Origin of the sequence: Micromonospora sp. WMMA1923, assembly GCF_049179195.1 — a bacterium.
Taxonomy (GTDB): Bacteria; Actinomycetota; Actinomycetes; order Mycobacteriales; family Micromonosporaceae; genus Micromonospora; species Micromonospora yangpuensis.
On sequence record NZ_JBMHLZ010000001.1, the window covers coordinates 5,008,740 to 5,022,770 of the forward strand.

Below are 14,031 nucleotides of genomic sequence, written 5' to 3' on the forward strand. Positions count from 1 at the left end.
CGGGTCACAGATGAATGGCTCGTTAACCCTCGAACCACCCACCATCGACCTCCGTAGTTCGGATGCGTCCGGTCGCTCACCGACAGCAGCCCAGCCCGACGCCTCACCTGACCGAGCGGAGCAGCCAGTGGACAGGCCCAAGAGTTCGTACCCGATCGCGGACGCTCGCAACAGCCAGTACGTGACGGCGGCGTTCCTGCGGGTAAACGCGGAGACCGGCTTCGAGTACTCCCGGGAGAGAAGCGCCGAGAACGCACTGACCGCCCTGGGCAAGATCCAGGCGGTGCGAGGAGACCTCGACAAAGAGATGGAAAGGGATCCCCGCCCAGGCAAGTCGCCTCGGTGGGAGCGGCTCTACGAGACCGACGACCACATGATGACGGCCGAGATCCATCAGAAGAGGGTCGTCGAGCTGCTGTACCAGAACGAGCCGCACAGCAGGCTCCAGCACCACCAGGACAAGGCGATCGACGCGACCTCGCAGGCGTTCCGGATGACGCCCGGTGGCATCAGCCAGTCGACGGTGAGCACGGCGGCGGGGCTGGCCTCCCCCACGCCCGCCGGCCACCGGCCGGCCGGATCTGGCGATCACGGGAGCAGCGCGACTCCTGCGGCACCCGCGCGAACCGAACGTTGGTTGACCCCGCCTTCGAACCGGCCCGGCAGGAGTGCCGGATGAGACCCCCGAACCCGATGGAGTCGGCGATAGGTTCGGCACAGGCAGTGGTACGGAGCGCGCAGAACGCCGCCCAGGTGACCGAGGCCGGCGGCTCGGCGCTCACCACCGCGCTGGAGCAGATCGAGCAACGTCTGGGCCGCTTCACTACCGAATTCGAAGCGGCTCGGCAGACCCTGCCGCCCGCGGGTACGGACCGACGGCTGGACAGCGCGCTACGACAGGCCGAAGAGGGTCGTCGCAACGCCACCGAGGAGTTGGCGAAGGCCAGGGCGGGGGCGAACGACCCGACGAAGTTCGAGGTGACGCTGGCAGGCGTGGGGCAGGTCGCCGTGGATCTCGACGGCGCGGCCCAGGCACTCACCGGGGCCGGCGAGCACCTCGCCGCGCAGGCCAGGCGGGAGACCGGGCCGACAGTCGTCGCCGCTCCGCCGACGGTGACCGAGGCGGCGCTGCTGGGCAGCCCGCACCGCCCGGATGCCTCGTCGCAGGCAGGCCGGGACGGTGGATACGCTTCCCGCCCGGCCGGTCACGCCCCGGCACCACCGGGCCGGACGAGAGGCAAGACCTGACGAGGACGTGGAGCAGGTACGGCGGCCCGGCGAATCGCCGTACCGCTGTGCGCCAGTAGGACATGGGGCCGGTCCGACGTCAGTGACGCGATCGCCGATTGTTCGACGATGATCCGGGTGCCGGGTCGTACGGCGCATACCCAGCCGGCGCATGCTGCGACCTGGCAGCGGGCGGAACAAGGGCGGCAGCTGTGGCAACACCACCGGCCTGACCAGGCCAGGCCGACAGCCCCGAAACCCCCAACCCCTGCACCAACTCCGGATCCAAATCCAAATCCATCTCCGGCTGCGGCTGCGGCTGCGGCTGCGGCTGCGGCTGCGGCTGCGGCTGCGGCTGCGGCTGCGGCTGCGGCTGCGGCTGCCGCTTCGGCATGCTACCCGCCGGCCCCCGCCCGAAAGCGCCGGCCGCAGACTGAGACTCGATCAAATCGCTCGTCGCCACCGGACAATCCTTCGGATAACCACGATGCCGAATATTGCTCAGGATCTGGTTGAGATCCACCTCCATGTCGCCCACCGGAACCTTCGTGGACGACGGTTGCCCGAAACGGTTGGCGACGTGATACTCGACAGCGGCATGAACAACCGCCCAACCCGACTCACCCCGCCTGGCACTACCTCCCCTGGAGAAGGCACCCATATCGCGGTACAACTCGATCAAATCTCTCGTCGCCGCCGGACAAGCCTCCGGAAAACCCTGCCGCCGAATATTGCTCAAGGCCTTGCTGAGATCGACCTCGATGCCGTTCACCGGCACCTCCGTGGACGGCGGTTGCCCGAAACGGTTGGCGACGTGATACTCGACAGCGGCATGAAGATCCGCCCAACCCGACTCGCCCCGACGCCCACTTCCCTTGGGGAAGGCACCCATGTCGCGGTACAACTCGATCAAATCTCTCGTCTCCACCGGACAGGCCTTCGGAAAACCAAGACGCCGAATATTGGTCAGGATTTGGCTGAGATTGACCTCGGTGCCGTTTACCGGCACCTTCGTGGACGGTGGTTGCCCGAAACGGTGGAGGAAGTGGTACTCGACAGCGGCATGAATATTCGCCCACCGTTGGCTCTCCGGATTTTTCGGCATGACCACTCGACGGGCCGGACTCACACACGGTTCAACCCGCACCGAACCCCCCAAAGTGACACTCGCCACACCCAGCACGGGGACCCGTCCAACACAACGACCCCCAGCATCCACGTTCAGTGACGCGACCGCCCATTGTTCGACGACGACCCGGGTGCCGGGTCGTACGGCGCATACCCCGACGGCGCATACCCAGACGGCGCATACCCGGCCGGCGCATGCTGCGACCCGGCAGCGGGCAGAACAAGGGCGGCAACTGTGGCAACACCACCGGCCTGACCAGGCCAGGCCGACAGCCCCGAAACCCCCAACCCCTGCACCAACTCCGGATCCAAATCCAAATCCATCTCCGGCACCGGCTGCGGCTGCGGCTGCGGTTGCCGCTTCGGCATGCTACCCGCCGGCCCCCGCCCGAAAGCGCCGGCCGCAGACTGAGACTCGATCAAATCGCTCGTCGCCACCGGACAATCCTTCGGATAACCAGTTAGCCGAATATTGGCCAAGACCTGACTGAGGTTGACCTCGATGTCACCCACCGGCACCTTCTTGGACGGCGGTTGCCCGAAACGGTTGGCGACGTGATACTCGACAGCGGCATGAACATCCACCCAACCCGACTCGCCCCGCGCGGTCCTGCCTCTGTTGGGGAAGGCACCCATATCGCGGTACAACTCGATCAAATCCCGCGTCTCCGCCGGACAAGCCTCCGGAAAACCGTGCCGCCGAATATTGCTCAAGGCCTTGCTGAGATTGACCTCGATGTCGCCCACCGGCACCTTCGTGGACGGCGGTTGCCCGAAACGGTGGAGGAAGTGATACTCGACAGCGGCATGAATATTCGCCCACCGTCGGTTTCCCGGATTGTTCGGCATGACCACTATACGGGCCGGACTCACGCACGGTTCAACCCAGACCGGACCACCCAAAGTGACACTCGCCACACCCAGTACAGGCGGCCCGTCCAACACGACGGCCCTCAGCGCCCACGTTCAGTGATGCGATCGCCGATTGTTCGACGACGATCCAGGTGCCGGGTCGTACGGCGCATACCCAGACGGCGCATACCCGGCCGGCGCATGCTGCGACCCGGCAGCGGGCAGAACAAGGGCGGCAGCTGTGGCAACACCACCGGCCTGACCAGGCCAGGCCGACAGCCCCGAAACCCCCAACCCCTGCACCAACTCCGGATCCAAATCCAAATCCATCTCCGGCACCGGCTGCGGTTGCCGCTTCGGCATGCTACCCGCCGACCCCCGCCCGAAAGCGCCGGCCGCAGACTGAGACTCGATCAAATCGCTCGTCGCCACCGGACAATCCTTCGGATAACCACGCTGCCGAATATCGCTCAAGATTGTACTGAGATCAACCTCCATGTCGCCCACCGGCACCTTCTTGGACGGCGGTCGGCCGAAACGGTTGGCGACGTGATACTCGACAGCAGCATGAACATCCGCCCAACCTGACTCGCCCCGCTTGGCAGTGCTCCCCATAGGGAAGGCACCCATATCGCGATACAACTCGATCAAATCCCTCGTCCCCACCGGACAAGCCTTCGGAAAACCCTGCCGTCGAATATGGTTCAAGACCTTGCTGAGATTGACCTCGATGTCGTTCACCGGCACGGCCTTGGATGGTGGTTGCCCGAAATGGTTGGCGAAGTGATACTCGACAGCGGCATGAACATCCACCCAACCCGACTCGCCCCGCGCGGCCCGGCCTCCCTCGGAGAAGGCACCCATATCGCGGTACAGCTCGATCAAATCCCTCGTCTCCGCCGGAAAATCCTTCGGAAAACCACGCTGCCGAATACTCCTCAAGGCCTGGCTGAGATCAGCCTCGGTGCCGTTCACCGGCACCTTCGTGGACGGCGGTTGCCCGAAATGGTTGGCGACGTGATACTCGACAGCGGCATGAACATCCACCCAACCCGACTCGCCCCGCTTAGGGAAGGCACCCATATCGCGGTACAACTCGATCAAATCCCTCGTCTCCGCCGGACAAACCTTCGGATAACCACGTTGCCGAATATGGCCCAGGATTTGGCTGAGATTGACCTCGGTGCCGTTTACCGGCACCTTTGTGGACGGTGGATGCCCGAAACGGTGGAGGAAGTGGTACTCGACAGCGGCATGAATATTCGCCCACCGTTGGCTCTCCGGATTTTTCGGCATGACCACTCGACGGGCCGGACTCACACACGGTTCAACCCGCACCGAACCCCCCAAAGTGACACTCGCCACACCCAGCACGGGGACCCGTCCAACACAACGACCCCCAGCACCCACCTTCAGTGACGCGACCGCCCATTGTTCGACGACGACCCGGGTGCCGGGTCGTACGGCGCATACCCAGACGGCGCATGCTGCGACCTGGCAGCGGGCAGAACAAGGGCGGCAGCTGTGGCAACACCACCGGCCTGACCAGGCCAGGCCGACAGCCCCGAAACCCCCAACCCCTGCACCAACTCCGGATCCAAATCCAAATCCATCTCCGGCACCGGTTGCGGCTGCGGCTGCGGCTGCGGCTGCGGTTGCCGCTTCGGCATGCTACCCGCCGGCCCCAGCCCGAAAGCGCCGACCGCAGACTGAAACTCGATCAAATCGCTCGTCGCCACCGGACAAGCCTCCGGAAAACCGTGCCGCCGAATATCGCTCAAGGCCTGGCTGAGATTGACCTCCATGTCGCCCACCGGCACCCTCTTGGACGGTGGTTGCCCGAAAAGGTTGGCGACGTGATACTCGACAGCGGCACGAACATCCGCCCAACCCGACTCACCCCGCCTGGCACTACCTCCCCTGGAGAAGGCACCCGTATCGCGGTACAACTCGATCAAATCCCGCGTCTCCGCCGGACAAGCCTCCGGAAAACCGTGCTGCCGAATATTGCTCAAGGCCTTGCTGAGATTGACCTCGATGTCGCCCACCGGCACCTTCGTGGACGGCGGTTGCCCGAAATGGTTGGCGACGTGATACTCGACAGCGGCACGAACATCCGCCCAACCCGACTCGCCCCGACGCCCACTTCCCTTGGGGAAGGCACCCATATCGCGGTACAACTCGATCAAATCCCGCGTCTCCACGGGACAAGCCTCCGGATAACCCTTCCGTCGAATATTGCTCAAGGCCCGGCTGAGATCGACCACGATGCCGTTCACCGGCACCTTTGCGGACGGTGGTTGCCCGAAACGGTTGGCGAAGTGATGCTCGACAGCGGCATGAATATTCGCCCACCGTTGGCTCTCCGGATTGTTCGGCATGACCACTCGACGGGCCGGAACCCCGCACGGTTCAGCCCGTACCGGACCACCCAAAGTGACAGTTGCCACACCCGCCGCGACATCCACCGCCGTTCCTGATCACCAAGGCGCCGAAACCGATGGTTCCGAGGACCGCGCCCGTCGGGAGAACCATCGAGGTCAGCAGTCGCCTGGGTGGCCGGCGCGTCCGGTGCAGCGTCGGCCGTTGCCGAGGAGTCGGTCGCAGAAGATCCGGTGGTGTACGCCCTGTTCGTCTTCGTACGACACGGTGGTTTCGGTGCGGTCGACGTTGCCGAGGAAGCTGACGGCGCGGGTGATGACGCGGGCGTAGCGGCGGGCGGTGTCGAGGTTGTCGGCGACCACGGGTAGGTGGACGACGAAGCGTTCGGTGCTCATCGGTTGCCCCCGGGGGTGAACTGGGACTGCCAGGTGCGTAGCGCCGTCTTGATTCGGGTGTTCTCCTCGGTGGCGGTGGTCAGGGCGTGGCGGGTGGTGGCGAGTTCGCTGGCGACGCGGTGGAGGTGGGCGTACACGTCGGTGGGGTGGAGGCCGCGGCGGACGGTGCGGAAGTGTCGGTTGCGGATCTGGGTGATGGTGAGGCGGGGGCAGGAGTCGGCGCGGTACCAGCCGTCGTGCGGTGATCGGCGTCCGGCGGGTGGTGCCGGTGGGTGGTGCGGCGTGGGTGGTGTCGGTGGGTGGGTGGCTCGCCGGAGTCGGGTGAGCAGGGTACGCATGACGCCGCCTTCCTGGGCCGGGGCCCGTGTGTCGTGGGTGGAGGCGGCCCGGTCCGGGGCGGGGGAAGCGGACCGGGCCGCCGGCCCCGTGACCGCAGCCCTGATCGGCGGTACGGCCCCGGAGCCAACCTGGTTGTCCACGCTCGGAAGGGTTTGCCGAACCAACCGGAGCCGGACACTCAGGAACCTACTACAACAGTTACAGCAGGTCGACCCCGGAGCGTCATGTCGAACTTACTTGTTGCAGCAGCTCTAGCAAGTCGGGCATGATCAGTGGTGCCGAACCGACCGGAGTCCTCACCATGCCCACAGCACAGCCGTCGTTCCGCCGCATCGTCGACGAGATCGTCGCCAAGATAGCCAGTGGCGAGCTGAAGCCCGGCGACAAGCTGCCGTCGACCAGCCAGCTCGCCGTCCAGTACGAGGTCAGCACTGGCACGGTCTACCGTGCGCTCTCCCTGCTCCACGATCGGGAGTTGATCATCGGTCAGCCCGGCCGCGGCACCTACGTCGCGCAGCGGCCGGAGCGGTAGGGCCAGGACCGGACCGACCCGCCGTACCCGGTCCACCTGCCACCGGGGAGTCACCCGCCGTCGCCGGACGACCGGGGCGTCGTCGGCGTGAGACCGCGATCACCTGACCTACGATCGAACCGAGGGGCCATCGCGCCCGTCGTGAACCGGGACGACGCGACAGGCGACGACGATCGCCCCGGTGAAGGGTTCGACGAATGCAGTACGACACACAACCGCTGGACGAGTACCTGAGCGCACTGGAGGCGAATCTCGCCAAGTCGGAACAGGCACGCCGAAGCAGTGGCCAGATCGCCTACCCGGCCGAGACCCCGCCCCCGTCCACCAGCCAGGTTCTCGGATCCTTGACCGACATTGCCCGAGCGCGCCAGCGAGCTGCCGCGACCGAGCTGACCACCGCGGCGGGCTACCTCGCCGCCACCGACAAACAGCTGTCGGAGCTGCCGCCGGCGCGCATGACACCGTTCCAGCTCGACTCGGCCCTCGAGAGCCGACGGAGAGCCGAGGCCCCGCTGCGCGTCGCGCTCGACGCCCAGGACACCGCCCAGAGCCAGATCTGGGAGGCGGTCCACACGCTGCGCTCCGCCGACCCGGGCAGCGCGCAGCCGTTCGAGGCCGCAGCGCACCAACAGATCAAACTGATCCGCGAGTTGGTGGCGGTCACCCGCGAGCTTCACCACGGCCCGGACCTGGAGCCTCACCGCGACCCGGCCAGGGAGGTCGCCGCGTCCCGGCAACCCGCCGCAGCCGGACGCGAATCGCAGTTTGCGATCGACGCCGCCCTGACTGAGCACTGGAACAACGGGGCCCGCCTGCAGCGGGAAGCGCGCCTCCCTGGCCTGCCCGACGCTGCCCGTGCCGCACAGCAGCACATCCGCGTGAACCTCGCGGAAATCAAGGCGCTGACGGAACGGCAGCGGCAGGCAACCGAGCAGTTCACGACGCTCAGCCAAACCGTCCTGAGCCGGCAGGCGGCCCTCCTCCGACCGGCGCAGCCCACCCAGCCGACGACGACGAACAGTTCCACCCCGGCCAACCAGGCCTTCCACCTGCCCAACCGACAGGCCAAGGCGATGGGACCACGATGAGCTACCCGGACCGGAACCAGCAGGACTTCCCCATCCACGAGCCCAGGACCCCGCAGACCACCCGAGGCATGGTGCGGGACCACGGCGTGGATGCCGTGCGGCAGAACCTGCTCCCGGCGGATCGCCAAGCCTTCGACGAGGCCAACCCTCGGAACGAAGCCCTGCGGGCCGCCCAGGACGTCAGAGAGCACCGCCGGGAACTGGAACGACACGACGCGAGGACGATGGCGGACCTGCCGCGCAACGCCACCGAAGAGCAGGTCCGAGCGGTACGCGAAGCAGCAGCACCGAGCCGCGGTTACACCGAGGAGGACCTGGCGGAGGTCCAACAGGTGGTACGGAGCTACCGGAACAACCTCATCGAGCACGTCGACAACCGCAACCTGCTGCCGGGCGTCATCACCCGGTCGCAGCTCTACAGCACGCCAGCACCGAGTGTGGCGGACGTCGCCCCCCTCCAGTCGCCGGGCGGCAGCAGGTCGAACCAGCAGCCCCGGTCCGGGCACAGCGACAGCAGCCCCCGTCCGCCGCTGGGCGAGTCCCGGGGCGACCGACTCCAGGCCCGGCCCCCGTCCAGGTGACCCCCCCCGTGACCGATGTTGACCACCAGGGAAGAGGCGACGATGAGTTACCCCAACAGCGGGTCGGACTTCGACATCCACATCGACTGGCGGGATCGTTCGCTACGCCACGACTACACCATCGAAGCCATCCGGGATGCTCTGCCAGCTGACGTACGGAACGACTTCGACCGGGTGCACCCGTGGAGTCTGGTCGAGCAGAGCGACGCGCAGGCGGCGGAACGCCGGGCCGCGCTGGCAGACTTCGACCGGAGACAGGTCCCTTACGAACAACTCGATGCCTTCATGGCCGCCAGGCAAGAGCTGGTCAACCTCCAGACACAGGCCGACAAGCACGCGAACGACAGTCGCCACGAGTACCGGGAGAACCTGATCAACTACGTCAGTAGTCGCGGTGTGACCCTGACCTTCAGGGAGCCGTCGAGGCTGCCCCAGGAGGCGGGGGCGGGTTTCGCGCCGTACGCCACGCTGGAGTCCCCGAGCCAGGGTCGACGCGACCGGCCTCGCCGTGAGGGCGGCAGCGGACAGGCCAGCAGGCCGCCGATCGAGCCGCCCCCGCAGCGGCGCGGCCAGTTCCGCTGAGGAGAGCCGGGCCCTCGCTGGTGGCCCTCCCGCCACCGGCTCCGCCACCACTGTCCACTTGAGACAGTAATCACACGCAACCCCTGCCGCATCGAGGAATCATCGCCCCGGTCACGTCGCTGCCAATAGGAAAGGCAACGAGACAGGGGGATAAGTCGATGACTCACCCGAACCCAGAAGGCTCGTACGGTCAACAACCTGCCGCACCGCAACCACGCAACGGGCAGGAGCTGCTTGCCCAGTACGACTACCTCACGGTCCGCGACTACGGCATGACTCAGGAGCAGCGAGACCGCTACGACCGGCAGTACTACCCGCCGGTTGAGCGGGCGAACCAGCGCCTGGACAACGCCCACACGGCTCTGGAGGACTACCAGGGGTGGATGGAGATGTACCCCACGAACTCCTCCCGCGAGCGTCAGCAGCGGGCCGAAGAAGTCCAGAACCGGACCATGGAGGTCCGGAATGCCCAGCAGAACCTTATAGCCACGCAGGATGGGTACGAGCGGAACATCGTCCCCTTCATCGACCAGAACAACCTGGCCGGGCAGATGCACAACAGGATCGCCACCGGCACCTGGAGCCCGACGATGTCGGAGGTGGCGTCGCTGCGCAGCCCGGGACGCGGCAGTCAGTCCCCGGACAACAGCAGCACCCGACCGGCCCTGGCACCAACCTCCGGGAACGTCCGCCGAAACGCCCGCGGAGGCGGAGGCGGAGGGTAGCACCGGCGGTGCGCCCGACGACCGGCCGACGCCAGGTCGCCGGCTGAGCGGTACGGACGGAACGGTCGGGCCGGCCCGTCGATCCGGTGGGGCGGATCGACGGGCCCGCTGGTTCAGCGCCGCCGAGGTGAGACGGCGGCCACCGAGGCTCCGGTCGAACCGGGAGCCGTCGTTCCCGTCGTACGAGGCGGTGCTCCGAGGGGTGAACCGACCGGGCGGACGGCACTTCATGCGACTGAGCCCGCCAAGCGAATCCGCCGACCATCGTCCCGACAGGAGCCGACCGGAGTGAACCGAGACGACCAACAAACGGCCAGTACCGGGCCCCCGCGGAAATGCCGGCCAGTCGCCGGGCCCGACGATCGTGACCGACCGATGTCCCCAGGCGCGTACCGCCCCGGGGTTGCCGCCTTCCGCCGCCCGACGGCCCTACACCTGTCGTAACCGATCCCCGGCGCGCCGGGTGCGCAACTCGGCGAAGGTGCCAGAGCAGACAGGTCGCCGTTGAGCGCGAGGGTCGGCGGCTGGCCGGCAGATGAAACCCGGTCGGCGAAGCCCGGCGCGCGGCACTGCGAGTTTGCCGAAAGATCGAACCGATCAAGGTGACCGGACGTTGTGCGGAGGACCAACGGCCGAGTGACGCGGCCCCGGTCCGCCGTCGGGCCCCGTCGTCAGATCAAGGAGCCGCCCACGACGGCGGGAATCGACGGAAGCGCTATCTGGAGGAGAACGAGTGCCGGAAATACCACCGACGGAGATCGCTTATGTACAGCATCTCCTGGACGGACGTCGGGCACAGTTGCGGCAGGATCTGACCGCGCTGCCCGCGACCCTGGCGAAGCTGTCACCTGACGAAAGAAACCTCAACAGGTACGAGGAGCTTCTCGAGAGGTACCGCTTCGTCGACGAGATGCGAAACCGCAAATTTGCGGATCGGCCAGCGTACGACTCACCGGAGTCGCTGCGCTTCGATGCATACCAGCGGAACCTCCGGGCCGAGGTCGACAACCCGCTGCGGCAGTTCCTGCAGTCCGCCCGCGACCACGCCCGACAGAACCCGCACCTGGTCACCCCACCCGAGCAGGAACTCTTGGGGCGAGCCGCAGGCGTTTTCGCGCAGGTACATGCCATGGAGAACGACCTGCGGGACGCCCGTCTCAAATTCGGCCGTGCAGCTGCGACGGCAGCTCGGGAGGGGTTCGTCCCGGTAAATCAGGTGGACGAGTTCGTCCGATCTGCTGGCACCAGCACCATGAACGCGGAGCGGGTCTTGGACCCCGAGGATGCCATTCAGGATTCCGATCTCGACACCATGCGCGGCCAAGTGGCAAACCTCGCTCGGGCGGTCGGTGGAGGAAAGTGCGGAAATTACTCGGCAGAGATCGTAACCCTGGTCCAATCGCAACTGTACGACAGTAGACGGAACATCGGCGACCAGATCACCGTCATCGACTTTTTGGCCGCCAGGGGCCAGAACGGCAAAGACGTCGGTTTCGATCACGTCGCCCCGGTCATCGGCCCGCCTTTCCACCCGGAGTCCGTCGTGGTCGACGCCTGGACGAAGGAACCCACGGTGACCAGCGTCCTCAACTACTCGGTCGCGCAGATGCGTGCCTTCGACCGCGAGTCATTCGATCGGGCGGACGGCCGAGACTACAAAGCTATCGCCGCGCGGGACCACTCACCGGAGGCGTGGCTCCGGGACAATCCGCCTGAGCGGATCTCGTTGGACCCGGCTGCGGCGAGCCGGTTCCGCGAGACGATGGCATCCCACCCCCACGCCGACAGCGTCTACGACATCCAGCACGGCTACTACAACCGCATGGCCAACCCCGCTGCGGGGCGGGCGCTGACCCTGGAGAACTTCGAACTCACCGCCGCCAACGGGTTCGCGCGTTCCCGAAGCCAGTCGCCGGCACCCGCTCTCAGCGAGGTCCTGCAACAGACCAGCAGCTTCCTCCAGAACCGGAGCAGCCAGGGGGCGCCCGCGTCCAGCTCGGCGGCACCACCCGCGCCCACCCAGCAGAACCGAGGGACGTCGCCACGCAGGTAGCAGCCGCCGGGGCCGCCCGGAGTTGCCGGCCGCCCACAGCCCTCCCTCGCAGCTGTAAGGAGGGGACCCTTCTCGACCGTATGCGTTAAGAGGGGGCCCTTCCTTGCAGTTTGGGGGGCGGGGGCGGGGGCGGGTGGACAAGATGGGCTGGTGCGCCGGTTCTTCCGTCATCCGGTCCGGCTGGTGCCGGTGGGGTTCCTGGTGGCGATCCTGCTCGGCACCGGCCTGCTGATGCTGCCCCAGGCCTCCGCCGAGTACGAGTACACCCCGTTCACCGTGGCGCTCTTCACCGCCACCTCCGCCGTCTCGGTCACCGGCATGAGCGTGGTCGACACCCCCACCTACTGGAACGAGTTCGGGCTGATCATGATCACCGTGCTCACCCAGGCCGGCGGGTTGGGCATCCTGACCGGGGCGGCCCTGGTGATCCTGGTGGTGGCCCGGCAGCTCGGCCTGCGCAACCGGCTGCTGGTGCAGGCCGAGACCGCCGAGTACGGCCTCGGCAACGTCCGCGGGCTGCTGCTGCGGATCGCGGCGATCGCCCTGGTCAGCGAGGCGGTGATCACGCTGGTCCTGGCCGGTCGGCTCTGGCTCGGCTACGACTACCCGCCCGGTCGGGCCCTCTGGTACGGCCTGTTCCACGCCGTCCAGGCCTTCAACAACGGCGGGTTCGCGCTCTACCCGGACAGCATGCTCAGGTTCGCCCGGGACGCCTGGGTCTGCCTGTCGGTGGCCGCCGGCACCATTATCGGTGGGCTCGGCTTCCCGGCCATCTTCGACGCCAGCCGCACCTGGCGACAGCCCGGCCGCTGGGGGGTGGCCACCAAGCTGACCATCTGGGGCAGCCTGGCGCTGCTGGTGGTGGGCTTCGTCGGGCTGCTCGCCGCCGAGTGGGGCAACCCGCACACCATCGGCCCGTACGGCTGGGCGGACAAGATGCTCACCGTCGGCACCCAGGACGCGGTGCTGCGTACCGGCGGTTTCGAGTTCATCGACATGGCCGCCCTGGACGAGGAGAGCTATCCCCTGCTCCTCGGGCTGATGTTCATCGGTGGGGGCAGCGCCAGCACCGCCGGCGGGATCAAAGTCGCCACCTTCTTCCTGCTCGCCTTCGTGATGTGGGCCCAGCTCCGCGGTGAGCCGGACGTCACGGTGGGCCGCCGCCGGGTCGCCAGCACCAGCCAGCGGCAGGCACTGACCGTGGCGCTGCTCAGCGTGGCGCTCGTCGCCGCCGGCACGACCGGGCTGGTGGCGTTGGCCGAGAACGTCCGGGACTACCGGGCGTTGTTCGAGGTGACCAGCGCGTTCAGCACCACCGGGCTCAGCGTCGGGCTGGCCACGACCCTCGGTGAGCCCGGTCGTCTGGTCCTCACCGTCCTGATGTACGTCGGCCGGGTCGGGCCGCTCACCCTCGGCTCGGCGATCGCCCTGAACACCCGACGTCGGCTTTACCGGTACCCGGAGGAGCAACCCATTGTCAGCTAGGCGCAGGCGGGACACCGAAGGGGTGGTGGTGATCGGGCTGGGCCGGTTCGGTTGCCACCTGGCCACCTCGCTCACCCAGTTGGGGCACGAGGTGCTGGCCATCGACCGCAATCCGGACCGGGTGCAGAAGTGGTCGCCGACCCTCGACCGGGTCGTGCAGGCCGACGCGACCGAGGTGGGGGCGCTGCGGCAACTCGGGCTTGCCGACTTCGCACGGGTGGTGGTCGCCATCGGGGCGTCGGTCGAGGCCAGCGTGCTCAGCGTGCTGGGCCTGGCGGAGCTGGGCGTACCGCAGATCTGGGCCCGGGCCACCTCGGAGCAGCACGCCCGGATCCTGGCGGCGGTCGGTGCCCAGCAGGTGATCTTCCCCGAGGCGGAGACCGGGGAGCGGGTGGCGCACCTGATCGTCAGCCGGATGCTCGACTACATCGAGTTCGGCGACGACTTCGCCATCGCCAAGGTCCGCGCGCCGGAGGCGCTGTTCGGGCGGACCTTGCGCGAGCTCGGCCCGATCGACAGGTACGGGGTGATGGTGGTCGGCGCCAAACTGCCCGGGGAGCCGTTCCGGTACGCCGCCGGGGACACCGTGCTGGCCCCGGGCAGCATCCTGATCGTGGAGGGCAGCATCGAACAGGTGCAGCGCTTCGCCGCCCTCACCTGAT

16 protein-coding genes are annotated in these 14,031 nt (G+C 67.4%); 10 read left to right on the top strand and 6 right to left on the bottom strand.

Annotated features, from left to right (window positions below; translation table 11 throughout):
• The first annotated feature begins 127 nt into the window (after nucleotides 1-127).
• On the top strand, nucleotides 128-679 hold the full coding sequence (locus tag ACN28G_RS22655; RefSeq protein WP_091444258.1) for a hypothetical protein: 552 nt from the start codon (nucleotides 128-130) through the stop codon (nucleotides 677-679).
• Nucleotides 676-1,248, top strand: a complete 573-nt coding sequence (locus ACN28G_RS22660) for a hypothetical protein (RefSeq protein WP_139135767.1) — start codon at nucleotides 676-678, stop codon at nucleotides 1,246-1,248. Before ACN28G_RS22655 ends, ACN28G_RS22660 begins: the two co-directional genes overlap by 4 nt.
• A 79-nt stretch (nucleotides 1,249-1,327) precedes the next feature.
• Here the strand turns inward: ACN28G_RS22660 and ACN28G_RS22665 are convergent, their stop codons facing one another.
• The 6 genes from ACN28G_RS22665 to ACN28G_RS22690 all read right to left on the bottom strand — a co-directional run bounded on the left by ACN28G_RS22665 (nucleotide 1,328) and on the right by ACN28G_RS22690 (nucleotide 6,463).
• Nucleotides 1,328-2,332, bottom strand: coding sequence for a hypothetical protein (locus ACN28G_RS22665; RefSeq protein ID WP_421480279.1), 1,005 nt, complete (start codon nucleotides 2,330-2,332; stop codon nucleotides 1,328-1,330).
• A 116-nt stretch (nucleotides 2,333-2,448) separates the two neighbouring features.
• Nucleotides 2,449-3,102 carry a hypothetical protein gene (locus ACN28G_RS22670; RefSeq protein WP_421480280.1) on the bottom strand — a complete coding sequence of 218 codons (654 nt, stop codon included), beginning with the start codon at nucleotides 3,100-3,102 and terminating at the stop codon, nucleotides 2,449-2,451.
• A 219-nt stretch (nucleotides 3,103-3,321) separates the two neighbouring features.
• Nucleotides 3,322-4,503 (bottom strand): hypothetical protein, encoded by a 1,182-nt coding sequence (locus ACN28G_RS22675; RefSeq protein WP_421480281.1) that lies wholly within the window; start codon nucleotides 4,501-4,503, stop codon nucleotides 3,322-3,324.
• Nucleotides 4,504-4,619: 116 nt separating this feature from the next.
• Nucleotides 4,620-5,588, bottom strand: a complete 969-nt coding sequence (locus ACN28G_RS22680) for a hypothetical protein (RefSeq protein WP_421480282.1) — start codon at nucleotides 5,586-5,588, stop codon at nucleotides 4,620-4,622.
• Between the two features lie 159 nt (nucleotides 5,589-5,747).
• Nucleotides 5,748-5,984, bottom strand: coding sequence for a hypothetical protein (locus tag ACN28G_RS22685; protein ID WP_091444268.1), 237 nt, complete (start codon nucleotides 5,982-5,984; stop codon nucleotides 5,748-5,750).
• Nucleotides 5,981-6,463: a DivIVA domain-containing protein gene (locus ACN28G_RS22690; protein ID WP_421480283.1), complete on the bottom strand. Its 483-nt coding sequence runs from the start codon at nucleotides 6,461-6,463 to the stop codon at nucleotides 5,981-5,983. The genes ACN28G_RS22685 and ACN28G_RS22690 overlap by 4 nt, the downstream gene beginning before the upstream one ends.
• 125 nt (nucleotides 6,464-6,588) lie before the next feature.
• Between ACN28G_RS22690 and ACN28G_RS22695 the strand changes: the two genes are divergently transcribed.
• The 8 genes from ACN28G_RS22695 to ACN28G_RS22730 all read left to right on the top strand — a co-directional run bounded on the left by ACN28G_RS22695 (nucleotide 6,589) and on the right by ACN28G_RS22730 (nucleotide 14,030).
• Nucleotides 6,589-6,855, top strand: coding sequence for a GntR family transcriptional regulator (locus ACN28G_RS22695; RefSeq protein ID WP_421480284.1), 267 nt, complete (start codon nucleotides 6,589-6,591; stop codon nucleotides 6,853-6,855).
• 197 nt (nucleotides 6,856-7,052) lie between these two features.
• Nucleotides 7,053-7,943, top strand: a complete 891-nt coding sequence (locus ACN28G_RS22700; protein WP_421480285.1) for a hypothetical protein — start codon at nucleotides 7,053-7,055, stop codon at nucleotides 7,941-7,943.
• Nucleotides 7,940-8,524, top strand: a complete 585-nt coding sequence (locus ACN28G_RS22705) for a hypothetical protein (protein ID WP_421480286.1) — start codon at nucleotides 7,940-7,942, stop codon at nucleotides 8,522-8,524. Before ACN28G_RS22700 ends, ACN28G_RS22705 begins: the two co-directional genes overlap by 4 nt.
• Before the next feature lie 15 nt (nucleotides 8,525-8,539).
• Entirely contained in the window at nucleotides 8,540-9,106 is a 567-nt protein-coding gene (locus ACN28G_RS22710; RefSeq protein WP_091444284.1) for a hypothetical protein, read from the top strand.
• Nucleotides 9,107-9,264: 158 nt separating this feature from the next.
• Nucleotides 9,265-9,831 carry a hypothetical protein gene (locus ACN28G_RS22715; protein WP_139135771.1) on the top strand — a complete coding sequence of 189 codons (567 nt, stop codon included), beginning with the start codon at nucleotides 9,265-9,267 and terminating at the stop codon, nucleotides 9,829-9,831.
• A gap of 733 nt (nucleotides 9,832-10,564) precedes the next feature.
• Complete coding sequence (locus ACN28G_RS22720; protein WP_421480287.1) at nucleotides 10,565-11,884, top strand: hypothetical protein; 1,320 nt, start codon at nucleotides 10,565-10,567, stop codon at nucleotides 11,882-11,884.
• Between the two features lie 150 nt (nucleotides 11,885-12,034).
• The gene (locus ACN28G_RS22725) at nucleotides 12,035-13,369 is read left to right on the top strand and encodes a TrkH family potassium uptake protein (protein WP_421480288.1); all 1,335 of its coding nucleotides are present in this window, start codon (nucleotides 12,035-12,037) and stop codon (nucleotides 13,367-13,369) included.
• A gap of 28 nt (nucleotides 13,370-13,397) precedes the next feature.
• Nucleotides 13,398-14,030: a potassium channel family protein gene (locus ACN28G_RS22730; RefSeq protein WP_373868367.1), complete on the top strand. Its 633-nt coding sequence runs from the start codon at nucleotides 13,398-13,400 to the stop codon at nucleotides 14,028-14,030.
• The last annotated feature ends 1 nt before the right edge of the window (nucleotide 14,031 follow it).